This is a genomic window from Erysipelothrix aquatica, from assembly GCF_009828825.1.
GTDB lineage: Bacteria > Bacillota_I > Bacilli_A > Erysipelotrichales > Erysipelotrichaceae > Erysipelothrix > Erysipelothrix aquatica_A.
Genome location: NZ_WTTA01000002.1, coordinates 337,928 through 359,988, shown reverse-complemented (window position 1 = coordinate 359,988; position 22,061 = coordinate 337,928). Strand labels below are relative to the sequence as shown.

Sequence of the window (22,061 nt, the reverse complement as noted above, 5' to 3'; positions counted from 1 at the left end):
TTTTTAAGTATACGATACAAAACGTCAAGAATGTTGTATTATTAGAAGTATGAAATAAGCGGGGTTTAAGATGAAGTATAAAACTATATTACTAGATATCGATAATACATTACTCGATTTCACAGCATCACAAGACATTGCTTTTGGAAAATTACTCAACGATGTGGGCATTCCTTACAGCGATGCACTCAAAGAAAAATATTTAGCCATCAATCACCAATTATGGCACGACCATGAAGCGGGCCATATTCCGAAAGAGACCATCATGGAACAGCGGTTTGCACGTTCATTTGAAGACTATGAAATCAATATGAGTGGGTATGAAATGGATGATAAATTCCGACAACATGTGGAAAACCATCCCATATTAATGCCCAATGCGAAGGAATTACTTGCAAAAATTACAGATAAGTATACACTAGCAATAGTGACTAACGGTATTAGTCGAACGCAACACAAACGCTTGCATAACGTTGGTATTCATGATATTTTTGAAGCCATTGTCATTTCGAGTGATGTTGGGGCGACAAAACCAAGTCCTGTTTTCTTCGATTATACATTCAAACAATTACCGCATGCGGACAAAACGACAACGTTGATTATCGGGGACTCATTGAGTGCAGATATTCAAGGGGGTAATCTTGCGGGAATAACGACCGTCTGGTACAATCCAAAACAAATCGAAAACACCAGTAACATTATTCCTGATTATGAAATTACGGACTTAATGGAACTACTCAGTATTGTGGAATAGGAGGATCTATGGCACAGAAGCGTAAAGACAAATCGACATATACAAGTATTGTAGGATTAGGAATACTTATTACCTTAATGTGGATTTCAGATCGCATCTTATATCCTTTTGGCGGATGGCCAATGCTACGTATTATTAATTATGTATTAATGATTGCGGCAGTCGTGCTTATCATCCAAAAGTTTATAAAATTAACGAAACAAGCCAATAAATAGTGCTTGTTTCTTTTTCTATGAGGAGGAAACTATGGGCGTTATAGTTGTAGGAGTTAGTATCGTAGTAAGTGTGCTGGTCATTATCTTTTTGATTGCGAAATTTCAAAGAGAACAAACAATTCAAATAATTAAACAACAGTATGGAGAGAAACCGGAGTTCGATTCACGTTTTTTTGAAATGGCGAATGCACGGTATCTTTTTGATCATTTTACACCCGAACAGGCAATTGATGAAACAACTTTCCAAGACCTGGACATGGAGGCATTGTTTCATCGTATGAATGTAACGCAGTCCTCGCTCGGAGAAAGCATGTTATATTATCGCCTACGGGATATGCGCAAGCACAATCGCGATGATTTCGAAATAAAGGTCACAGCAATGGAAGATGAGGCAACACGGTTAAAAGTGCTGTTGCCACTCAACCGCATCGGAAAACAGCGTGAGAAGATGCTGCAAGCATACTTTGATGGCTATGAGCCCATTGATCATAACTTGAATATAATACTTATATTAGCGAGAGCCTTCGCGATTGGATCAATTCTTATGCTTTTCATCGATCTAACAGCAGGAATATTAGGGGTTACCTTTTCATTCATTGCCATGTTTGCCCTTAATGAAAAAGTTACGGATCAAATTAAAGCAAACATAAGCAGTGCATCCTATTTTACGGATGTTATTAAATGTGGTCACAAAATTACGAAGATTGAGCACGAATCTTTTGAAACAGAAATGGAGCATTTGCGAGCATCCTTAAAACCATTTAATGGTGTATCCGCAATCCTTAGCTTTGCAATGCCAACCAATCAAAGTGATGTAATGGGTCTCAGCTTCTTTACAAGTATCTTATCTACTTATTTTTTGATAACACCGTTAGCCTATGGTCGCGTCATCAAAATATATAATTCGAATCAAGAAGCTATGAGAGATGTAGTCGAAATCATGGGTATGCTTGAAGTCTATATTGCGACAGCTTCTTATCGTGAATCGTTGCAAAACTATTCGCTTCCAATTGAATCCAATCGTTCAGCTCCCAAATTTACGAACATCGTCCATCCATTGCTTGAAGATGCGGCCATCGCAAATACTGCTGAATTGGACCAAAGATGTCTAATAACAGGATCAAATGCGAGTGGGAAATCGACCTTTGTCCGTGCGTTGGCATTAAATACAATTTTAGGACAAAACTTCAATACATGTACTGCAGATTCATTCGAGTTACGACATGCTCACGTCATTACATCGATGGCAATGCGTGACAACATTGAATCGGGTGATAGTTATTTTGTGACTGAGACAAAATCGATAAAACGAATATTGGATGCCGTAAAGCATGAAACCTTCACACTTGTGTTTATTGATGAAATTCTAAAAGGAACCAATACAATCGAGCGGATTGCAGCATCTGCGTCAGTCCTTTCGGCTCTTTCCCATGAATCGTGCTTTGTGGCTGCTGCGACGCATGATATTGAACTGACGGAGATGCTAGGTACTATCTATACGAATTATCATTTCCGCGAAACGATCACCCATGATGGGATCGAGTTTGATTATCAACTTCGACAAGGACCATCCAACACAACCAATGCAATTCGATTGCTTGAGCACTATGGATATGATCAAGAACTTGTTGCTGTTGCAGATGCACTGGCCTCAGAGTTTAGAGAGACCCGTTCGTGGCCCAATGTAACCTTAAACGATAAGTAAGCTTATCGTTTTTTTATACAAGATAAACACTAAAATTGACCACCTAACCAAGAAACCTGTAGGTATCTTCATGGATTGCTATACTTAAACTAATGTGGGGTATATCTATGAAGAAAAAACAATCCAGTCTCGTTCTAAGTATTATTGTTGTAACAATCGCATGCTATATGGGATTTAAAGTAATCCTCTTTTTGATTATCAAAAATATGGATGCTGCAGCCACCCAACACCTTGATTTTATGAGCTTTATGACCGTTGATATTGTCGTGACTTTTATCGTTATTATGGTGATTGCAATTATCGCATGGCTGGTTAAATATACCAATTCAAAAACATAAAAATGATGCAATACTAAAAAGCATCCTCCATTTGTACCCGTGTGTTAAGACAAGATACTAATGGAAGATGCTTTTTTACTGTTTCTAATAGACTTGGATCAATACCAAATCGTATTGTAATTATAAATCGTAGTCTTCGGCAATGACACCGGTGACTTCTTCGATTTCATCCATGAGCAGTGCCTCAACACCACCACGAAGCGTGTAGTCAATTAGTCCACATCCAATGCAAGCTCCAAGTAGTCGAACTGTTACAACGCCTTTGTCGTTGACACTTACGAATTCCATGTCACCGCCATCACGTTGAATATATGGTCTGATTTTATCTAACGATTGAATAATACGTTCTTCTAATGTCATGTGAATCACCCCTGAAAGAAATACAGAACAGATGCTGTGATTAATCCCAATAAGAAACCACCAATTACTTCAACCCATTTATGACCTAAAACATCTTTAATCTTTTCGCGATACACAGGATTTTCCAATGTAGTTTGTGTCAAGATTTCGATATCCTGGATGAGTTGTTTGGTCATCTTAATGTTTTGACCTGCATAATAGCGAACGTTCGCAGCATCATAAATAACAGTTAATGAAAATACCAGTGAAATAAAGAAATACTGTGATTGGAATCCTGAGAGATACCCATAGGACATCGTAAGCCCAACAACCAAGGAAGTGTGCGAACTTGGGAAACCACCACTTTCGAAGATCGAACTCAAGTCTTTCTCCCCGGTTCTTAAATAGTAAAACAATGGCTTCAAGAGCTGTGCGAGCACATTCGCCAAGATTGCTGAAATGATTGGATAAAAATTTGAACTCATAGGATCCACCTCTGACTTTTATTATATCATACAAAAAAGGATGTGTTATAATATATAAGATATTGAGGTATGAAAATGAAACATAAGTATACAAATGGACAGATAGTTGAAGGTGTCATAACCGGAATCCAACCGTACGGTGCTTTTGTTGTCTTAGATGAAGAGACCACTGGTCTTATCCATATCTCAGAAGTTTCGGATGATTTTGTACGTGATATTCGTCAATATATAACACAAGGGGAACATATTATTGCGAAGATTATTGATGTGAGTGAAGGTCCGAGTCAATTGCGCTTATCATTGAAAGCATTGAACTATTCTTCACGAAAAGATCGCACCGATAAAGACAATAAACGACCTTTAGTACCGGACGCTGAGTTGGGTTTTGAAACACTTGAGACAATAATGCCTCGATGGTTGAAGCAAAAGGAGAAAGATATGGTTAAAGTAGATTTAAGCCACGCACTATTAGAAGGTAATGTATTAGATTATCAAGATGACGTGAATCGTATTCATGAAATGCTACATGCAGGTACTGGAAAAGGAAGCGATTATACCGGATGGTTAGATTGGGCAAATCGTTACGATAAAGATGAATTTGCACGTATCAAAGCTGCTGCTAAACGCATACAAGAACAAGCTGATGTTCTCTTAGTATGTGGAATCGGTGGATCATACTTAGGCGCTCGCGCAGCAATTGAAATGCTGCAAGGACCTTATGCACAATCAGACTTAGAAATAATTTATGTGGGAAATACATTCTCATCAACTGCAATTGTTCGTATCTTGAACTATATTAAAGGGAAACGCGTTGCAGTGAATGTCATATCCAAATCTGGAACAACAACAGAGACAGCACTCGCATTCCGTATGATTCGTCAGCACATGGAAGCTGTCTATGGTGAAGAAGCAGCACAACGCATCTATGCTACAACGGATGCAAAGAATGGTCTTTTAAAACCATTAGCCGACGCCAAAGGGTATGAAACGTTCGTGATTCCTGATGACATTGGCGGTCGCTTCTCGGTCATAACACCGGTAGGACTTTTACCAATTGCGGCTGCTGGAATTGATATTGATGCACTAATGCAAGGTGTCAAAGACGCTACATTTGAATTTAATACTCCTGACCTTACCGCAAACCCTGCTTACACTTATGCAGTAGCACGCCGTATGCTTGAAAAACAAGGCAAGGTTACAGAGATGTTTGTGAGCTATGAAACACACATGCTCTTTGTTGCTGAATGGTGGAAACAACTCTTTGGCGAATCTGAAGGAAAAGAAGGAAAAGGTATTTTACCTGCAAGTGTCAACTTCTCAACAGACTTGCATTCAATGGGGCAACACATCCAAGATGGAACCAAAAATATATTTGAAACGGTCGTACTCATCGATAATCCAATCGAAGATATGTTAGTACCTGAAGAATTAAATGATCTTGACCAAATGAACTATCTAGCAGGCAAGAGCCTACACTGGATAAATCAAAAAGCATTTGAAGGAACGCTTGAAGCGCATGGAGTTACAGGTGGTGTTCCTAACATCTTAATTTCAATTGAGAAAGCAGATGCCTATACATTCGGCTATATGGTCTATTTCTTCTTTACGGCACTTGCTATGTCAGTTTACATGCTGGATGTGAATCCATTTGATCAACCGGGCGTTGAAGTTTACAAAAAGAACATGTTCCGCTTACTCGGAAAATAAGTCAAAATAAAACCCTCTATTGATGATAGCGGGTTTCTTTTTTCTTTGTGATGACATAAAAAAAAGGAGTTCGACTCCTTGCTTTTATAGTTAGTCTATCAATAGAGATTGATATGAAGAAGATAGACTAAACGGAAGTTCAATTGGAGATTGATTCTATTATGCATGTAATGGCACTTACATGGATATTATTATAAGACTTCCGAAAGTTATTGTTCTAACGCCTACCAAAACATTAGAAACGATTTAACTTACAAGATTATTATACACAATATTTGAGAGAAAACATAACAAATGACCGTGTCTTGATAATAATTTATTAAAAGTAGTCTGAAATAATAAAAAAAGCAACGTTTTAACGTTACTTTGTGAAAAATATACTTTACTTTATATAATTATCTTTCAATTCATCGGCATTTGCGACACTAAAGTCAACATGGCAGTACCCACCTGGGTTCACATTTAGGTAAAGCTGATGCTCATCTTCTGCGATTGTAAAGTTTTCAAGAGCCTGAACTTCCACAGCAAGTGGGCCATCAATTGATGATGCGAGTGTCGCAATTGTCGCCTCGATAATGTTTCGGTCATTATCATCAGTATAGTAAATACCGGTTCGATATTGGGGACCAATGTCATTACCTTGGCGGTTTAAGGATGTGGGATCAATAATTCGGAAGAGGTGATCAATGATTGCCTCCAATGGGAGCACGACAGGATCATAAACGAGTTCGACCGTTTCTGTATGACCCGTTGTACCTGAACAAACGTCGCGATATGTTACACCATCACGGATACCGTTGGCGTACCCAACTTTTGTATTCACTGTACCTTTGAGGCGTCTAAAGTATTCTTCTACACCCCAGAAGCAACCACCAGCTAAATAGATTTTTCGTGTTGTATTGGACATCATGTATCCTCCTTTTCAAAAATTGTAGCACAAAGGCAACCATCTCGTGGACATTTCGCTCATAAAAAAGAGGTCGTAATGACCTCAATAAGGGCTCAGTGGTCTAGGCTGGCCGTTCTCAAATACCAGTGATGGAGATCCTAGGTACTTGCCGAGCATGCGCTCTTGGTATTATACTATCTTTTAAGTATCTAGTTTTCGTCAATGATACGTTAAGTTTAGGTTAATTTGGATAAATTATGATACAATTTGAAACAACTTGGAGGTTTTCTATGAAAAGTGAATTAATCAATTTTAGAGATTTTGGCGGGTATCCGACACAGGATGGCCGTTTTATTAAAGAATCAATTTTTTTCCGTTGTGGATCCTATCGTGATCTTACAGAGGAAGATCGTGACTACATTCGTTCGTTAAACATTCAAAACTTATGTGACTACCGAGAAGCGAGTGAGCTTGATCGGGATGAACTTCGCGAAACGTTTGCGAAAAAGGTTTATACTATCTCAGCGTCTGAACATCTTGGAGGCTTTGAAGATGATAAGAACCTTCCGTACACAGCATTGTCATCGGAAGACATGGAAATTTTCTATACTAAATTAGTCTTTGATAATCCGGCATACATCAATGTCTTCCAAATACTACAAGAAGATAATTCGGTTCCTTATCTTCATAACTGTACAGCAGGCAAAGATCGTACAGGTGTTGGAACAGCACTCATTCAGTTAGCGCTTGGAATGAGCGAAGAAGATGTCCTCTTTGATTTCTTGAAATCAATTCAAGCCTTTGATGCGATTGTGGAGAACGAAGTCCGTCGCTTGAAATATGGCCGTAGTATTGAAACCTTATATCACAAAATGCCAGGCTTAATTGTGAAACCTTCGTACTTAAATGCGGCACTTGATACGATTAAAGCCAAACATGGAACTTATGATGCTTACTTCGAAGCAGAGTATGGATTAACAGCAGATAAAATCGCGGTACTTCGTGACCGTTTCACAGAAACACGCTAAAAGACATCTTTAGATGTCTTTTCTTATATAAAAACACTCCCGAAGGAGTGTTAAATAAAGATATCATGGTCTCGGTCTGATTCATCCTCAACGGGATCAACAAAGACAGTAGAGACAACAACTTTTCCAGCTGCAAGAGATTGTGGTACATCAATAATTCGTTGATTTGACGAGCCACGAAAGAGTGCAGCCATACTTTTCTTACGAATCATAAACCGTCCGTCAATTAGAATATCCAAACAGCCTAAGAATTTTTGAACATAAGGATCTTGATGTCTCATAAGTGCTTCATACTTAAAACCTGTGTAGGACCAAAGGTTGTACCCTTCTTCTTTGAGTCTTTTAGCAATTTGATATAATGCCTCTGCTTGAATAAATGGTTCACCACCGGAAAATGTTACTTTACCGAGATTAGCATCTAAAACTTGAGTAATCACATCTTCAACTGCGATAAGTTCACCACCATCGTACGGTATCGATTTTTGATTGTGGCAACCAGGGCAATTATGTGGACATCCCTGTGTGAAAATTACGGAACGGATGCCTTCTCCATCCACAATTGAATCTGAAATGAAAGATGAAAGTCTTATGTTCATAGACTATGTTTTACACGTTCACTTTCTTCTGAACGTTTCGCATCGTTAAAGCGGTCCAGTGTTCCGACGAGGTATCCGGTGATACGACGGATGCGTTCAAAACCGTAATCTCCTTCAGATTCGTGACGACCACAGCTTGGGCATTCGTCATTAATAATTCCAGTATAACCGCATGCTGGATCACGATCTACTGGGTGGTTAATCGCACCATAACCGATTTCAGAATCGTGCATCATACGTACGACTTCTTCGAATGCTTCAAGGTTTTGTGTCGTATCGCCATCGAGTTCCACATAACTGATATGACCACCGTTTGTGAGTGCGTGATACGGTGCTTCAATTGCGAGTTTGTCTTTAATTGAAATGTCATAATAAACGGGGACATGGAATGAATTGGTGTAGAAGGAGCGATCTGTTACATCCTCAATACTTCCAAAAATCGAACGATCAATACTTACGAAGCGTCCGGATAAACCTTCAGCAGGTGTTGCAATTAATGAGAAATTGAGGTGTGTTTCTTCCGTAAAGGCATCAGCACGATCACGCATGTGTTGAATAATTTCTAATCCAAGACGCTGTGCTTCTTCACTTTCTCCGTGATGTTGACCAATTAATGCTTTCAAGCATTCAGCAAGGCCGATGAATCCAAATGCCAAAGAACCGTGTTTCAATACTTTATGCAAGTTGTCTTTTGGTTTCAGTGATTTTGAGTTTTTCCAAACGCCTTGACCTAATAAGAACTTAAAGTTTGCGACCGATTTTCCACATTGGATACGGTAACGTTCAAGTAGTTGGTGCTTCGTCAGATCAATGAGGTGATCTAATTCTTCATAGAAGCCTTCAAAGTTTGGAGTTTCATGTGTAAGAATTCCGTGTTTGATTCCTAAGCGAACAAGGTTAATTGAGGTAAAGCTAAGGTTACCACGACCAATTACTTCTTCGTTTTCGGGGTCATTGATATCACTCATGACACGAGTGCGACATCCCATATATGTAATCTCTGTTTCATAGCGGCCTTCTTTATAATATTGTTTATTGAAGGGACTATCGATGAATGAGAAGTTAGGGAAAAGACGCTTAGCGGAAACTTTAATGGCTAGTTTGAAAAGATCATAGTTAATATCTTCTGGGAAGTAGTTAACACCTTCTTTTACTTTGAAAATTGCAATTGGGAAAATTGGTGTTTCACCTTTTCCAAGACCTTTGTCGAGTGCTTTAAGATAATTCTCGACAACCATCCGACCTTCAGGAGTAATATCTGTACCAAAGTTTATCGAACTAAATGGTACTTGCGCACCTGCACGAGAATGCATGGTATTTAAATTATGGATAAATGCTTCCATGGCTTGGAAGGTGATTCGGTCTGTAACACGTAGCGCTTTATCATACGCTTTATCAATAATTTGGAGAGACTTTTCGTCATCTTTAACGAATTTACCAAAATCTTTGGTATCAATGGTTATTGAATCTAATTTGTCGATATGTTTGATGATTCCTTTAATATCGGCAGTTTCAAGTAAATCGGCAATTTCAAGGAAGTCATAAACACGTTGTTTGAGTTGCTTCTTGAAAGTGAGGAGTACGCCAGGGGCCATGTAATGATCAAAGGCAGGGATACTTTGTCCACCATGTTGATCGTTTTGGTTTGATTGAATCGCAATAGCAGCGAGTGCGGTATACGACATAATGTCTCGTGGCGAACGGAGATGACCGTGTCCTGTTGAGAATCCATTTTCAAAAAGTTGTTCGAGATTGATTTGGTTGCAGGTTGTTGTTCCCATTGGAAGGAAGTCCATATCATGAATATGAATTTGACCCGAATCATGTGCTTCATAAAAATCTTCATCCATTTGGTAAGCTTTCGCAAATTCTTTAGAAATGGTTGATCCGAATTGTAACATCATTCCCATTGGACTGTTTCCATCGACGTTTGCATTCTCACGTTTATCGTCGTTATCAATTGCTTCTTTTTGGTTCAATTTTTCGATTGCTTTGAGGAACTTGTGTTGTTTTGAAATAAAAATTTTACGGGATTCGTTACGACGGTTTCGATAGGACGCAAAGGACTCGTAAACATCCGTAAAGTTTTGGCGCAATAATTCACGCTCAATTAAATCCTGAATGTGTTCAATCGAGATGTACTCTTCACGTTTGGATAGTTCTTCGATTTGTGTCAATACAGCATTATAGACGTGGTTGACATCATCGCCGTTATACTTGTCAGACTCTAAAGAGTCAAAGCCTTTTTTGATTGCAACCGCAATCTTTTCACCATTAAATTTGGCTTTTTGGTTGTCACGTTTTAAGATTGTAATATTAGTCATGTAGTGCGACCCTCCCTGATGTATCTATCATAAATAATTAGAAATAAAAAGGCTATCAAATTTCGGGTGTAAATCGATAGTACATCATTTCACAAACTTTAAAGTTAAATATTTAACGATAAAAATTAAACTTATGCTATACTTTGTTAAAGAGGAGGGGTTTTTATGATTATTGTTAGGTTAGATCGGGTCATGGCAGATCGTAAAATGACACTGCGGGAACTCTCGGAGCGAACACAAATTTCTGAGGTCAATCTCTCGAAATTAAAAAATTCAAAGGTGAAGGCAATTCGCTTCACGACTTTGAATTCGATTTGTACAGAATTGAAATGTCAGCCTCGTGACATCTTAGAGTTTGTTTACGATCTCTAAGACACGATCACATGCTTCGACGATGTATCGTTGTGGGCCTGCAAGGTTCATCCGTAGGAATCCTGCACCGTTGGCACCAAATGCCTCACCATCGCTTGCAAAGAAATACGCTTCAGACTCTAATCGTTGTAATAACGTAGGGTCTTTTTTAATGACTTCTCGGAAATCCATCCAAATAAGATATGTTGCCTCAAGGGGAGAAACAATAATATCAGTTTTGTCAAAACGCTCGGTAACGATTGCGGCATTCGCTTCAATTTCCTGAAGGGCTTGATCTAACCAAGGTTGTCCCTTTCGATATGCAACTTCAGCTGCTTGAATCGCAAGCGCATTTGCGCCAATGGTTCCGTATCGTTCGCCATGATTGACGAATTGGTGGCGAAGTCGTTCATCTTTTATAATAATATTAGAAATTTTTAAACCTGCGAGGTTAAAAGTCTTGCTGACCGATGTACAGATGATAGCCTGAGGGTCAAGGGTCCCATAACTCACATGGTGATATCCAAAGAGTGTTAAGTCGGCATGAATCTCATCAGAAATTACAGGGACATTATATTGTAGACTAAGTGCGTGGATGCGCTCAAGCTCATCACGAGTCCAGACCCGGCCAATTGGATTATGAGGATGACACATAATCATGACAGTATTTGCAGGGTCTTTAAATTTCGCCTCAAGATCTTCAAAATCAATACTGTATATACCGTTGTGATTGATAAGATTTGATGTAGCTGGTATTCGATGAACTGCTTCCAACATTTTGAAAAAAGAGTGGTAGACAGGTGTCAATAAAATAACCCCATCACCTTCAGTTGTCATAACCTCTAAAGCCATTTTTATAGCAGTAATGACACCAGGTGTCGTGATAATATCATCACATTGAATATCGAGGTGGTAGTGATTGTGCATCCATTGGCATACAGCCTTAGTATACGTTTCAGACGCTTTCGTATATCCTAATATATCCTCAGCCAGATAAGTCTGTAGGGTTTGCGTAATGATGGGGTCTGTTTGCCATTCCATTTCCGCAACCGTAAAGGGCATGATGTCCATTGTTTCTGTTTCTGGATAGGCTTCTAACATTGCATCCCATTTGTAACTACGCCCAAAGCGTCTAATCGCATCATGATTAAAGTTCATTGTTATCGATCCTCCATAATAACATTATCATAACAAATATCATCGAGAAATCGTAAGAATTCGCTTAACATGTTATACTCGAAATAGGAATGCTACGGAGGAACGAATGATTCATCATCTTGAAATATATGTAAAAGATTTAAAGCGGACACGGTTATTTTATGAACGGTTGTTTGTCCTTTTAGACTATGAATTGTACCAAGAATGGGAAAAGGGCTTCAGCTATCGGAAACAGGGATCATATCTAGTTTTTGTGCAAGTGGAAAAAGCGTACGAAAGCGCGGGCTATCATCGCAAGCAAATTGGGCTGAACCACCTTGCTTTTGGGGTCACTACACCGCACGATGTTGATTGTATTCGTCAAGCACTCAGTGGGTTTGTCGATGAACTGTATGCTGATGCTTACCCCCATGCAGGAGGGCCGGATGTGTACACTTACTTTTTTGAAGATCCAGATCGGATCAAATTGGAAGTTGTTGCACTGGAATCCTAATTTTTATTTGCTGATCAGTAGTGGAAGAATTGCAAGTCCACATAAAATCATCCGAATTGCATGGTGAGACCAGTTAGTTTGCCCTTGCTTATAACCATTGTAGATTGCACTATCTATAATGAGAACAAGGCCACTAAGTATCAACCACCATTGGGTAGTTTCACTGTGTATGCCTTGGTAAACACCTCCAAGAATCAATAGAGATCCAAGTAGCATCGTCCATGGTCCGATGTGTTTCAGTCGCAGATTTGCAAGTGCAGTCATGCCATGTAAGGTCGCGAGGATGAGTAAAGGCGCATAGTTCATAGTTCAAAGGTTTCCTTTGATGCCATTATTTCCAATTTTGTCAAAATGTTTGAAAGTCGTTGTTCTGCAATGTCGATATGGTGTCGCTGAATGCGTAAAGCAGACTTTTTCGCTTCGAAAAAGTCTATATATGCAGCCAAATTCTCGTGATTCACACGTGTGCCGTCGAGCAAAGCCTCGCTCGCATCGAACACAAATCGGATATCGCGAATCGAAAACCCCAAATTCCGAAGTAATTGAATATGTTCAGCAAGCACGATTTGGTCATCGTTAAAGTCCCAAAAATGATGTGCATGCGTATATGTTAAGAGTTTTTCTTTGGTGTAGAAACGAAGTGTGTCTACACGAATGCCAGTTCGTTTTGATAATTCGCCAATTTTCATAATGGTCACCTCTATCTTGATTTTATGATATAGAGTGCACTCCATGTCAAGCCGATAATTCCAAAGTCGAAACACAAATGAAAGTCTCGCAGCAACAAACATTGTGTTTTACCCGATACTTTGATAAAATATTCAGTGAATATAAACAGAAAAATAGAAAAGGTGCGATATTATGGAAAGAATATTATTACTTATTGTATCCGCGGTTATTATTATTTTATCTCTATTACAAAGTGGAAAAACAGAAGGATTCACAGGGGCATTCTCAGGAAGCAAAGGGTTAGATTTATTTTCAAACTCTAAAGAGCGTGGCGCAGAGAAAGTTCTCTCAAACGCAACATTTGTTTCAGGTGCATTATTTATTGTACTTGTGGTCGTTACACTTTTAAATCAGTAAGAGGATAAGAAACCGCGATAAGCGGTTTTTATTTCGTTAGATGACACATTACGATAAAATACGCGAAGGCTTAATTAAAGTAAAAGAACCGAGAACGTTGGAAGTCTTAATAGAGAGCTTCAAAACAATGTTCAATTTAAGCGAGAAAGAGATTAATAAAGAATTAGAAGCAATGATAGAAGCACAAGAAATTGTGTTGGATGAGGGCATCGTCTTTGTCATTGATAATATCCATTATGCGATTGGAACGTTTAAAGCGGTCCGTGATACATTTGGATTCGTAGAAAATGAGGCAGTTTCGATTTATGTCGGAAGTGCTGATTTTAAAGATGCCTTGGATTCCGATACAGTGCTTGTTGAGATTAAGAGTGCTGAAAAACAATATGGAATTATTCGGAAGACCCTCCAACGCAACAGAACTGTCCTTCTAGGTACAATGAAACAAAAAGGGAAACGTATTTTCTTTGTCCCCTATGATAATAAGATTTCAAAACTGGTGGATTATGATGCGAATGGCCATAACCTTGAGGCTGACCAACGGGTTATTGGGGATATCACAGCAATTGATGATCGCATTCATGTAAAGATTACATCAGTGTTGGGTCAAGCAGATGAGCCCGGAATGGATGTGCGTTCGGTCCTCTTTGTGTATGGTATTGATGTGCCTTTTGATGATGAAGTCATTGAAGCTGCGAAGGCTGTACCAGAAAGTATTGATCAAAACGAAACGAAGGGCCGTATGGATCATCGTGATCAGTTCGTCATCACCATTGATGGTGAAGATGCCAAAGACTTAGATGATGCAATCTATATGGAAACACTTGCGAATGGTTATCGCTTGTATGTACACATTGCCGATGTTGCACATTATGTGCCTGAAGGAAGTGCGATTGCGACAAGTGCCTACAACCGCAGTTCATCCGTTTATATGGTGGATCGTGTTGTGCCAATGTTACCCAAAGTACTGTCAAATGGAATCTGTTCTCTCCATCCCAATGTTGATCGTCTAACCATGACAACCCAAATTGATATTGGATTTAACGGAGAAATTCTTGACTATAATATTTATGAGTCTGTCATTCATTCCAAACGACGTATGAGCTATCAAGAAGTTAACTCAGGTCAAGATTTGGGAAGTGTGCAGCCTATGATTGATTTAATGATGGAATGCGCACGCCGTCTCAAATACAAACGCGAACAAGCAGGTTCGATTGGTTTTGATTCAGATGAAAGTAAGTTTGTGATTGACAATGATGGCAAAGTCTTGGATATTTACCGTCGCCAAACTGGTGAAGCCGAGGAAATGATTGAAATGTTTATGGTTACAGCGAATGAAGTTGTAGCACAACAAGCCCGTTATGCCTTCATTCCTATTTTATACCGTGTCCATGAACATCCTTCAAAAGAAAAAATGCAGGATTTATCCCACACACTGCGTATCTTAGGATATGTCATGAAAGGGAATTTAGAAGAAATTCATCCCAAAACACTTCAAAAAGCCCTTGAGTATTTTGAAGGAAAACCGGAAATGCCAGTTGTCTCGAAGCTAATGTTGCGTTCAATGAGTAAAGCGAAGTATAGTGAAGAACCGTTAGGTCATTTTGGACTAGCATTGGAAGACTATACACACTTTACATCACCAATCCGCCGTTACCCGGATTTACTCTTGCACCAACGTTTGAAAAAGTATCTCGTACATCAAGATCGTCGTCATGAAGCAAAAGACGAACAATTTACAATTGAAGCGGGAAAACATGCATCATCCAAAGAACGTTCTATTCTTGAGGCTGAACGTCAAGTTGAAAAAATCAAGAAAGCACAATTTATGGAAGATAAAGTTGGCGAAGTCTATATGGGTTATATCAGCGGTGTTTCAAATTTTGGTATATTTGTAGAACTTCCCAATACCGTAGAAGGATTAGTTCATGTTCGCAACCTTAAAGATGACTTTTACCAATACGATGCAACGGCCCAGAAAATGATTGGTGAGCGCACCAAGAAAACGTATGCGATCGGCCAAAAAGTCAAAGTAAAACTTATGAATGTCGATATGTTGGAGCATGTTGTGAATTTTGAGTTTATAGAACCACGAGTACGAAAGGGGCGTCGAAAACCGAATGAGCGTCGTCGCAAAAAATCGAAAAGCATATCATGATTACTTTATCGAAGATGAATTTGAGGCTGGAATGGTTCTACTTGGAACTGAAATCAAATCTATCCGTGACGGTAAAGTACAATTAAAAGAAGCGTTTATATCCATCAAAGATGGCGAAGCGTGGGTAAAGGGCATGCACATTGGTTTGTATGAACAAGGGAATCGTTTTAATCACGACGAACTTCGAGATCGCAAACTACTCTTGCATGGCCACGAAATTGAAAAATTACAAAAGGGGCAAACCCTACAAGGGTACACCATTGTGCCGTTGAACATTCACCTCAGTAAAGGCCGTGCAAAATTACAAATAGCCTTAGCGAAGGGAAAACATCTCTATGACAAACGTCAAACAGAGAAAGAACGCAGCCAAAAACGAGATATCCAAAAGGCCATGAAAGGTCAGTATTAGAGCCAGCGAAAGCGGCTCTTTTCCTTTAATTGACAATCAAATGCGAACGATGTACTATTAAAGTAATACAGGAGGTATCCGATATGATTGGATTATACGTATTAATAGGAATTGTTGTTATTGTGGCATTCTATGCGATTGCGCAATACAATGGCTTTGTAAAACTTAGAAATCTTGTGGAAGAAGCATTCTCAACAATGGATGTCTACCTCAAAAAACGTTATGACTTAATTCCTAACTTGGTGGAAACAGTCAAAGGCTATGCAGCACACGAATCAGAAACACTAGAAGGTGTTATTGCAGCTCGAAATGCCGCAGGACATGCGTCAACTCCAGAAGCACGTATGCAAGCAGAAGGTGACCTTAGTCAAGTAATGGGAAGACTCTTTGCATTAACTGAGAGCTACCCAGACTTAAAAGCGAACACAAACTTCATGGATCTACAGGGACAATTGAAGACCATTGAAACAGAAATTGCACAATCACGTAAGTACTACAATGGTACCGTACGTCAATACAATACGAAACGTGAATCATTCCCATCAAATATTATTGCTGGAATGTTTAACTTTACAGCGAAACCACTTTATGAAGTAACAAATGTGGAAGAACGCGAAAACGTTAAAGTTCAGTTTTAAGAAAAAGGGAGAATCTCCCTTTTTTTAACATAAGGAGAATGCTATGAAACATTTTAAACGCATGCTCGTCATGATGGTTGTACTCTTGGGGCTATGGAGTACACCGGTCCATGCAGCTCAAGATCCAAATATTATAGAAGATATGCATGTGGAGATAAACGTAAATGATAATGGTGTTTTAGAAATTGAAGAAACCATTAGAATGAATTTTAAAGAGCCGCGTCAAGGAATCTATATAAATATTCCCCAGGAAATGAAAATGGATTTTGATGGCAATCGGAATACTTATTTCTTCCCCATGAAAAACTTCAAAATGATTAGCAATGATGAATATTCTACCAATGAAAATCGTGAAGGTGTCGTGATTCGTGTTGGGAAAAAAGGTGAGTATATCAGTGGTACCAAAGAATACAAATATTCCTATGAAGTTCATACACGTGCACTTAAAGGCGTCGACCGTCAGATTCTTTACTGGAATATTATTGGTCGTGGTTGGGATTTCCCAATTGAACATACATCATTTAAAGTGACCATGCCAAAACCATTTGAGCTTGAACCACAATTGTATGCGACAACACAAAACCTACCTGTTAACTATACTGTCGATGGGAAGGTTATCACGGGGTCCTATGATAAAACCTTGAACCAACAAGGCTTGTCAATTTGGTTGGAAGTTCCAAATGGTTATTTTACATACCCTGTTTTTGACTATACAATCTATCCAACGATTGCGGCGGTTGTTTTAGCACTTCTTGCTATTGCAATTTATTTCAAATTTGGGGTTGAACACCCTGTTGTTGACTCGGTCGAGTTTGGTGCGCCGCAGGGATTATCCAGTGGTGAAATAGGATACATCTATCGAGGTTCAAGTAATAACAAAGATATCATTTCGTTGATCATTTATTGGGCTTCTAAAGGATATCTTATCATTGAAGAGTTGGATCCTAATGGCGACAACATTCGTCTCACAAAAATCAGAAAATTAGAATCAGAAAATGAAGAAGAACGGCGATTGTTTGGCGCATTGTTTGCAGGCCGTGAAGAAGTTACAACTAACGAGTTGAACGAAACCTTTGGGGCAACTGTTGCACAAGCTGTTGGCAATATCAGTGGGCGTTTCAAGCACAACCCTGAGATGAAAGTCTATGAAAGCAAATCAAGCTTTATGAAGTTCTTGGTTGGGTTCTGTGCAATTATCTTGATGGCTGCAAGCTATGGAATTTTTGCGATTATGGATTCAGGATATACGATGGATTTCATTTTAGCAGCTGCCATTGGTGGTGTCATCACGATGGTACTCACAATCGGAGGATATTACCTCTTGGCATTTGATGGCATAAATGGAAGTCAAAAGAAAGGTGTGTCATTCATCTTTCCGTTAGGGGTCCTCGTTCTCGCGATGAGCTCCATTAGCATTTTAGGACTCAATGCTAAGACCTTAGGTTTCATGGTTATCATTTTTGTGAGTTATACAATTACAGTGTATTGTGGTGCAAATACAGGTCGACGTACACCACAAGGGGCACGTTGGTATGGCCAAATTAAAGGACTCGAACGTTTCATTAAAGTTGCGGAAGAAGAACGTATAAAAGCATTAGCGATGGAATCTCCAGAAATATTCTACGATGTGCTACCTTATGCTTATGTCCTTGGAATTACCGATACGTGGATTAAAAAGTTCGAGAAAATCGCAATCCCACAACCGGATTGGTATGTATCGACAAACCCATCGACCTTCACATCACTCTACTTATGGAGTACGTTAAGTCGCTCGATGAATACGATTAATAGCGCTATGGTCAGTGTTCCTGCACCGAAAGGATCTTCGGGTGGGGGTAGCTTTGGCGGTGGTGGCTTCGGAAGTGGCGGCGGCTTTGGCGGCGGCGGTTTTGGCGGAAGCGGTGGTGGAAGCTGGTAATTCAAACTCTATCCATATGGATAGAGTTTTTTTAACGTCCGAAGTGGTGTATAATTGTGAAAGAAACAGGGTGACTTATGGATTATTTTAAAGGTTATAAATTTAAATCAGTTGCAGCTGTAACTGCAAAACTTGTGGAAGCGATATTTGAACTTATCTTACCGTTACTCATGGCAACACTGGTTGACCAAGGGATTAAAGGTCAAGATATGAACGTCGTGTATCGCATGGTTGTTTGGATGTTTGTACTTACATTATTTGGGTACATTTCATCATTAGTATGTCAGTACTTGGCATCCCACGTATCACAGCGTGTTGGTGGTCGAATTCGGACGGCAGTTTTTGCGAAAATCATGGGATTCTCAAAAGAGTCGTATGATTTATACCCCAGTGCAACACTCGCCAATCGAATTACGACGGACATTAACTTGATTCAAGATATGATTGCTCGTGTTATCCGTTTGGGTGTTCGTGCCCCAATTTTGATGATTGGAAGTCTAGTCGCACTTTCGGCAATTAGTGGGAAACTATCGGTGCTCTTACTAGCATCATTTCCCCTCTTTGTACTTGTCGTTGTAGGATTCATGTTTATGTCGATGTTTGGACATAAAAAAGCAGCCTTACAACTTGATCGATTGGTGTCAAAAGTTAGTGAATCGTTAAGTGGTGTTCGAATTATTCGCGCATTCTCAAAACAAGACGATTCTAAAAAAACATTTGACCAAGAAAATGAACTGTTAGAAACATATCAACGTAAGGTTGGGGTGATTACGACCCTTTCAAGTCCTGTGACAACACTAATTATGAATCTTGTATTGGTGGTACTTATTTATGTTGGGGCAATGGAAATCCAGGTTGGGACGATGACGCAAGGGGAAATTATTGCGGTCATTAATTACTGTACGCAACTTGTCTTAACGTTGATTGTAACCATGAATATTATGATGATTTTCTCCAGAGGTTATACATCCTCAATACGTGTTCGTGACATTATGCAAACGGAAGTTGTTGTTAGTGACACTGGAACCGAAACAATTAAAGATACCATGACATTACAGTTTGATAACGTTTCTTATCATTACCCTGAAGAAAAACGAAATGTCATTCAAGCCATTAATTTTGAACTGAAACCTGGTGAAGTCATGGGAATTGTAGGGTTAACGGGAAGTGGGAAATCAACACTGCTTAAATTAATTCCACGATTTGCGGATGCAACGCAGGGAACGGTCCGTATTAACAACCAACCAATACAAGATTATCAACTGAAAAATTTACGCGATAATATCGGATTTGTATCACAGAGTGCACAATTTATTAAGGGAACACTCGAATACAACATTTTGTTAGGTGGCTCAGGCGACGCATCACAAGCGCTCATTGATGCTCAAGGGGCAGATATCCTTAATAAAGGTTTGGATAGTATTATCGAAATGGAAGGTAAGAACCTATCAGGTGGTCAACGCCAGCGAGTCAGTATTGCACGTGCACTCGCTAAAAAACCGAAAATTCTTGTCTTTGATGATAGCTTTTCGGCTTTGGATTTTCTCACCGATCGAAATCTGCGGGATAGTTTAGCGAAAAACTATACGTCAATGTCCCAAATCATAGTAAGTCAGCGCACAACGTCAGTGATGGATGCCGACAAAATTCTTGTATTAGATGATGGAAAAATTGTTGCATCAGGAACTCACGATGAACTCATGCAAACGAGTGAATTGTATGCGACAATTCACCGTATTCAAACTGAAGGGGGTCAGACAAATGAAAAAAGCGAAAGTCTATCTCTTACTTAGCATCACGATTGTTTGTTCGCTTTTGGCAGCAATAACCCTCGTACTAACACCATTTTACTTAGGAAAAGCAATTGATTTTATGATTGGAAAAGACAATGTCGATATGGTCGGTGTTGTAGAAATGTTGAAGATTGCACTGATGCTCTATGGTGCCAACTTTATGCTGACATGGCTCGTTTCGCTTTTTGCGAACCAGGTTTCGGTTGGTGTCGTTGGGAGGCTTCGTGAAAAACTCTTTGCACACATCAACAAACTCCCTATTGGATATTTGGATACTCATTCCCATGGTGATATTCAGTCGCGCTTTGCAATGGATAGTGAGTTGATTCTTGATGGTATGTATCAACTGATTACCCAACTTATCGGAGGGATATTTGTTGTTGTCATATCCGCCTATTTTATGTTCTCAATCAATGTGATGATGACAGTAATTGTAATTGCACTTGTACCCCTTATGTACATAACATCACGATTAGTCGCAAAACACTCTTTACAACTCTATAAAAAGCAACAAGCCATTGCCGGTGAAATAAGTGGAACAGTGAATGAGTATTTTGCCAATAACACGTTATTACTGGCATACAATCATCAAGAAGACGCCATTGCTAAATTTGAAGCACTGAATGCAGAGTTAAATGATGTCGGTGAACGTGCCCAGTTTATCTCGGCAATTACCAATCCAACAACACGCGTCGTCAACAATATTAGTTATCTCTTGATTGGTTTGGTTGGTGCCTTTGCAGTTCGTGAATGGGGATTGACTGTCGGATTATTAACAAGTTTTATTAGTTATTCAATGATGTTCTCTAAGCCTTTTAACGAATTTAGCGCTGTCGTAGCTCAAGTTATGGCTGGGCGCGCCTCATTAGAGCGAATCAATGCCATTCTTAAAGAGCCGCTTGAGAGCAACAATCAGCACGAACAAAAACTAGACGGGAAAGTTGTTTCCTTCGAAGATGTTCAATTTTCTTATGTTGAAGGAAAACCCTTGATTAAAAACTTAAGTCTCGAAATTAAACCACTTTCAAAAGTTGCAATTGTTGGTCCAACAGGTGCTGGGAAATCAACACTTATTAACCTCTTAATGCGCTTTTACGATATTGATTCGGGAAGCATCAAAATTGATGGTGTTGATTTACAATCAGTGAGCAAACGGTCGATTCGCAACACAATGGGAATTGTCCTTCAAGATCCATGGCTCTTTGAAGGAACAATTCGCGACAACATTAAATACGGTAAAGAAGACGCGAGTGATGAGGCTATGTTTGAAGTTTCTAAGCAAGCAGGATGCCATGATTACATTATGAGTCTCGATAAACAATACGATACAATGATCGCTTTAGAGTCCAAGAACATCTCGTTGGGGCAACGTCAGATGATTACAATTGCACGGGCACTGCTCGTCGATGCACCAATAATTATTCTTGATGAAGCAACAAGTAGTTTAGATGTCGTAACCGAACAGCATATTCAAAGTGTCTTTGTTAAAATCATGGAAAAACGAACCAGTTTCTTTGTGGCTCACCGCCTTTCAACGGTGATTGACTCTGATGTCATTCTCGTCATGAAAGACGGACAATTGATTGAACAAGGAAACCATGAAGAATTAATGGCTCGAAAGGGCTTCTACCACAAGCTCTATATGAGCCAGTTCTAAATGATAATGTCATGAAAAAATCA

General features: G+C 39.3%; 23 protein-coding genes and 1 pseudogene. 16 read left to right on the top strand and 8 right to left on the bottom strand.

What is annotated here, in order from left to right; all coding sequences use genetic code 11:
* Positions 1 to 70 precede the first annotated feature (70 nt).
* The 4 genes from GVV22_RS04985 (at position 71) to GVV22_RS04970 (ending at position 3,012) form a co-directional block, all read left to right on the top strand.
* The gene (locus tag GVV22_RS04985) at positions 71 to 754 is read left to right on the top strand and encodes a YjjG family noncanonical pyrimidine nucleotidase (protein WP_159649036.1); all 684 of its coding nucleotides are present in this window, start codon (positions 71 to 73) and stop codon (positions 752 to 754) included.
* Positions 755 to 762: 8 nt separating this feature from the next.
* Complete coding sequence (locus tag GVV22_RS04980) at positions 763 to 969, top strand: hypothetical protein (RefSeq protein ID WP_159649035.1); 207 nt, start codon at positions 763 to 765, stop codon at positions 967 to 969.
* Positions 970 to 1,000: 31 nt separating this feature from the next.
* Complete coding sequence (locus GVV22_RS04975; RefSeq protein ID WP_159649034.1) at positions 1,001 to 2,674, top strand: MutS-related protein; 1,674 nt, start codon at positions 1,001 to 1,003, stop codon at positions 2,672 to 2,674.
* Positions 2,675 to 2,781: 107 nt separating this feature from the next.
* Positions 2,782 to 3,012 (top strand): hypothetical protein, encoded by a 231-nt coding sequence (locus tag GVV22_RS04970; protein ID WP_159649033.1) that lies wholly within the window; start codon positions 2,782 to 2,784, stop codon positions 3,010 to 3,012.
* Positions 3,013 to 3,132: 120 nt separating this feature from the next.
* On the opposite strand, the gene GVV22_RS04965 is transcribed toward GVV22_RS04970, so the two are convergent.
* Together GVV22_RS04965 and GVV22_RS04960 are read right to left on the bottom strand one after the other, a co-directional pair.
* Positions 3,133 to 3,372: a NifU family protein gene (locus GVV22_RS04965; RefSeq protein WP_159649032.1), complete on the bottom strand. Its 240-nt coding sequence runs from the start codon at positions 3,370 to 3,372 to the stop codon at positions 3,133 to 3,135.
* Positions 3,373 to 3,377: 5 nt separating this feature from the next.
* Positions 3,378 to 3,836: a divergent PAP2 family protein gene (locus GVV22_RS04960; protein ID WP_159634470.1), complete on the bottom strand. Its 459-nt coding sequence runs from the start codon at positions 3,834 to 3,836 to the stop codon at positions 3,378 to 3,380.
* Between the two features lie 69 nt (positions 3,837 to 3,905).
* On the opposite strand from GVV22_RS04960, the pseudogene GVV22_RS11040 reads away from it, so the two are divergent.
* Together GVV22_RS11040 and GVV22_RS04955 are read left to right on the top strand one after the other, a co-directional pair.
* Positions 3,906 to 4,082 (top strand): annotated as a pseudogene (locus tag GVV22_RS11040) (S1 RNA-binding domain-containing protein); the annotation flags it as partial.
* A 192-nt stretch (positions 4,083 to 4,274) separates the two neighbouring features.
* A complete protein-coding gene (locus GVV22_RS04955) occupies positions 4,275 to 5,543 on the top strand; it encodes a glucose-6-phosphate isomerase (RefSeq protein WP_236261930.1) in 1,269 nt (422 codons plus the stop codon).
* 382 nt (positions 5,544 to 5,925) lie between these two features.
* Here GVV22_RS04955 and msrA read toward each other — a convergent pair whose 3' ends face one another.
* Positions 5,926 to 6,450 (bottom strand): peptide-methionine (S)-S-oxide reductase MsrA, encoded by a 525-nt coding sequence (gene msrA / locus GVV22_RS04950; RefSeq protein WP_328603016.1) that lies wholly within the window; start codon positions 6,448 to 6,450, stop codon positions 5,926 to 5,928.
* A 272-nt stretch (positions 6,451 to 6,722) separates the two neighbouring features.
* On the opposite strand from msrA, the gene GVV22_RS04945 reads away from it, so the two are divergent.
* On the top strand, positions 6,723 to 7,460 hold the full coding sequence (locus tag GVV22_RS04945) for a tyrosine-protein phosphatase (RefSeq protein WP_159649029.1): 738 nt from the start codon (positions 6,723 to 6,725) through the stop codon (positions 7,458 to 7,460).
* A gap of 50 nt (positions 7,461 to 7,510) precedes the next feature.
* Here the strand turns inward: GVV22_RS04945 and nrdG are convergent, their stop codons facing one another.
* Positions 7,511 to 8,056: an anaerobic ribonucleoside-triphosphate reductase activating protein gene (nrdG, locus tag GVV22_RS04940; protein WP_159649028.1), complete on the bottom strand. Its 546-nt coding sequence runs from the start codon at positions 8,054 to 8,056 to the stop codon at positions 7,511 to 7,513.
* On the bottom strand, positions 8,053 to 10,380 hold the full coding sequence (locus GVV22_RS04935) for an anaerobic ribonucleoside triphosphate reductase (RefSeq protein WP_159649027.1): 2,328 nt from the start codon (positions 10,378 to 10,380) through the stop codon (positions 8,053 to 8,055). The genes nrdG and GVV22_RS04935 overlap by 4 nt, the downstream gene beginning before the upstream one ends.
* Before the next feature lie 165 nt (positions 10,381 to 10,545).
* Between GVV22_RS04935 and GVV22_RS04930 the strand changes: the two genes are divergently transcribed.
* Positions 10,546 to 10,752, top strand: a complete 207-nt coding sequence (locus GVV22_RS04930; protein ID WP_236261783.1) for a helix-turn-helix domain-containing protein — start codon at positions 10,546 to 10,548, stop codon at positions 10,750 to 10,752.
* Here the strand turns inward: GVV22_RS04930 and GVV22_RS04925 are convergent.
* Positions 10,729 to 11,889: a MalY/PatB family protein gene (locus GVV22_RS04925; protein WP_159649026.1), complete on the bottom strand. Its 1,161-nt coding sequence runs from the start codon at positions 11,887 to 11,889 to the stop codon at positions 10,729 to 10,731. The genes GVV22_RS04930 and GVV22_RS04925 overlap by 24 nt on opposite strands.
* 106 nt (positions 11,890 to 11,995) lie before the next feature.
* Here GVV22_RS04925 and GVV22_RS04920 point away from each other — a divergent pair, with 106 nt between their 5' ends.
* On the top strand, positions 11,996 to 12,382 hold the full coding sequence (locus tag GVV22_RS04920) for a VOC family protein (protein WP_159649025.1): 387 nt from the start codon (positions 11,996 to 11,998) through the stop codon (positions 12,380 to 12,382).
* 3 nt (positions 12,383 to 12,385) lie between these two features.
* On the opposite strand, the gene GVV22_RS04915 is transcribed toward GVV22_RS04920, so the two are convergent.
* A complete protein-coding gene (locus GVV22_RS04915; RefSeq protein ID WP_159649024.1) occupies positions 12,386 to 12,688 on the bottom strand; it encodes a hypothetical protein in 303 nt (100 codons plus the stop codon).
* The gene (locus tag GVV22_RS04910; RefSeq protein ID WP_159649023.1) at positions 12,685 to 13,071 is read right to left on the bottom strand and encodes a MerR family transcriptional regulator; all 387 of its coding nucleotides are present in this window, start codon (positions 13,069 to 13,071) and stop codon (positions 12,685 to 12,687) included. Before GVV22_RS04910 ends, GVV22_RS04915 begins: the two co-directional genes overlap by 4 nt.
* Positions 13,072 to 13,243: 172 nt before the next feature.
* Between GVV22_RS04910 and secG the strand changes: the two genes are divergently transcribed.
* The 7 genes from secG to GVV22_RS04875 all read left to right on the top strand — a co-directional run bounded on the left by secG (position 13,244) and on the right by GVV22_RS04875 (position 22,038).
* Positions 13,244 to 13,468 (top strand): preprotein translocase subunit SecG, encoded by a 225-nt coding sequence (gene secG, locus GVV22_RS04905; protein ID WP_159649022.1) that lies wholly within the window; start codon positions 13,244 to 13,246, stop codon positions 13,466 to 13,468.
* A 40-nt stretch (positions 13,469 to 13,508) separates the two neighbouring features.
* Positions 13,509 to 15,623, top strand: coding sequence for a ribonuclease R (rnr, locus tag GVV22_RS04900; RefSeq protein ID WP_159649021.1), 2,115 nt, complete (start codon positions 13,509 to 13,511; stop codon positions 15,621 to 15,623).
* On the top strand, positions 15,586 to 16,032 hold the full coding sequence (gene smpB / locus GVV22_RS04895) for an SsrA-binding protein SmpB (protein ID WP_159649020.1): 447 nt from the start codon (positions 15,586 to 15,588) through the stop codon (positions 16,030 to 16,032). Before rnr ends, smpB begins: the two co-directional genes overlap by 38 nt.
* An 83-nt stretch (positions 16,033 to 16,115) precedes the next feature.
* Positions 16,116 to 16,670 (top strand): LemA family protein, encoded by a 555-nt coding sequence (locus tag GVV22_RS04890; RefSeq protein WP_159634431.1) that lies wholly within the window; start codon positions 16,116 to 16,118, stop codon positions 16,668 to 16,670.
* Positions 16,671 to 16,713: 43 nt separating this feature from the next.
* Positions 16,714 to 18,588 carry a DUF2207 domain-containing protein gene (locus GVV22_RS04885; protein ID WP_159649019.1) on the top strand — a complete coding sequence of 625 codons (1,875 nt, stop codon included), beginning with the start codon at positions 16,714 to 16,716 and terminating at the stop codon, positions 18,586 to 18,588.
* A 77-nt stretch (positions 18,589 to 18,665) separates the two neighbouring features.
* Positions 18,666 to 20,381, top strand: coding sequence for an ABC transporter ATP-binding protein (locus tag GVV22_RS04880; protein WP_159649018.1), 1,716 nt, complete (start codon positions 18,666 to 18,668; stop codon positions 20,379 to 20,381).
* Positions 20,350 to 22,038 (top strand): ABC transporter ATP-binding protein, encoded by a 1,689-nt coding sequence (locus GVV22_RS04875; protein ID WP_159649017.1) that lies wholly within the window; start codon positions 20,350 to 20,352, stop codon positions 22,036 to 22,038. The genes GVV22_RS04880 and GVV22_RS04875 overlap by 32 nt, the downstream gene beginning before the upstream one ends.
* Positions 22,039 to 22,061 lie beyond the last annotated feature (23 nt).

Bases quoted from the DNA above. Each gene is read 5' to 3' on its own strand.
- GVV22_RS04915 (WP_159649024.1), bottom strand. From the start codon at position 12,688: ATGAACTATGCGCCTTTACTCATCCTCGCGACCTTACATGGCATGACT.
- GVV22_RS04960 (WP_159634470.1), bottom strand. From the start codon at position 3,836: ATGAGTTCAAATTTTTATCCAATCATTTCAGCAATCTTGGCGAATGTG.
- rnr (WP_159649021.1), top strand. From the start codon at position 13,509: ATGACACATTACGATAAAATACGCGAAGGCTTAATTAAAGTAAAAGAA.
- GVV22_RS04985 (WP_159649036.1), top strand. From the start codon at position 71: ATGAAGTATAAAACTATATTACTAGATATCGATAATACATTACTCGAT.
- secG (WP_159649022.1), top strand. From the start codon at position 13,244: ATGGAAAGAATATTATTACTTATTGTATCCGCGGTTATTATTATTTTA.
- GVV22_RS04935 (WP_159649027.1), bottom strand. From the start codon at position 10,380: ATGACTAATATTACAATCTTAAAACGTGACAACCAAAAAGCCAAATTT.
- GVV22_RS04980 (WP_159649035.1), top strand. From the start codon at position 763: ATGGCACAGAAGCGTAAAGACAAATCGACATATACAAGTATTGTAGGA.
- GVV22_RS04910 (WP_159649023.1), bottom strand. From the start codon at position 13,071: ATGAAAATTGGCGAATTATCAAAACGAACTGGCATTCGTGTAGACACA.
- nrdG (WP_159649028.1), bottom strand. From the start codon at position 8,056: ATGAACATAAGACTTTCATCTTTCATTTCAGATTCAATTGTGGATGGA.
- smpB (WP_159649020.1), top strand. From the start codon at position 15,586: ATGAGCGTCGTCGCAAAAAATCGAAAAGCATATCATGATTACTTTATC.
- GVV22_RS04925 (WP_159649026.1), bottom strand. From the start codon at position 11,889: ATGAACTTTAATCATGATGCGATTAGACGCTTTGGGCGTAGTTACAAA.
- GVV22_RS04930 (WP_236261783.1), top strand. From the start codon at position 10,546: ATGATTATTGTTAGGTTAGATCGGGTCATGGCAGATCGTAAAATGACA.
- GVV22_RS04880 (WP_159649018.1), top strand. From the start codon at position 18,666: ATGGATTATTTTAAAGGTTATAAATTTAAATCAGTTGCAGCTGTAACT.
- GVV22_RS04885 (WP_159649019.1), top strand. From the start codon at position 16,714: ATGAAACATTTTAAACGCATGCTCGTCATGATGGTTGTACTCTTGGGG.
- GVV22_RS04975 (WP_159649034.1), top strand. From the start codon at position 1,001: ATGGGCGTTATAGTTGTAGGAGTTAGTATCGTAGTAAGTGTGCTGGTC.
- GVV22_RS04945 (WP_159649029.1), top strand. From the start codon at position 6,723: ATGAAAAGTGAATTAATCAATTTTAGAGATTTTGGCGGGTATCCGACA.
- GVV22_RS04965 (WP_159649032.1), bottom strand. From the start codon at position 3,372: ATGACATTAGAAGAACGTATTATTCAATCGTTAGATAAAATCAGACCA.
- GVV22_RS04955 (WP_236261930.1), top strand. From the start codon at position 4,275: ATGGTTAAAGTAGATTTAAGCCACGCACTATTAGAAGGTAATGTATTA.
- GVV22_RS04890 (WP_159634431.1), top strand. From the start codon at position 16,116: ATGATTGGATTATACGTATTAATAGGAATTGTTGTTATTGTGGCATTC.
- msrA (WP_328603016.1), bottom strand. From the start codon at position 6,450: ATGTCCAATACAACACGAAAAATCTATTTAGCTGGTGGTTGCTTCTGG.
- GVV22_RS04970 (WP_159649033.1), top strand. From the start codon at position 2,782: ATGAAGAAAAAACAATCCAGTCTCGTTCTAAGTATTATTGTTGTAACA.
- GVV22_RS04920 (WP_159649025.1), top strand. From the start codon at position 11,996: ATGATTCATCATCTTGAAATATATGTAAAAGATTTAAAGCGGACACGG.
- GVV22_RS04875 (WP_159649017.1), top strand. From the start codon at position 20,350: ATGAAAAAAGCGAAAGTCTATCTCTTACTTAGCATCACGATTGTTTGT.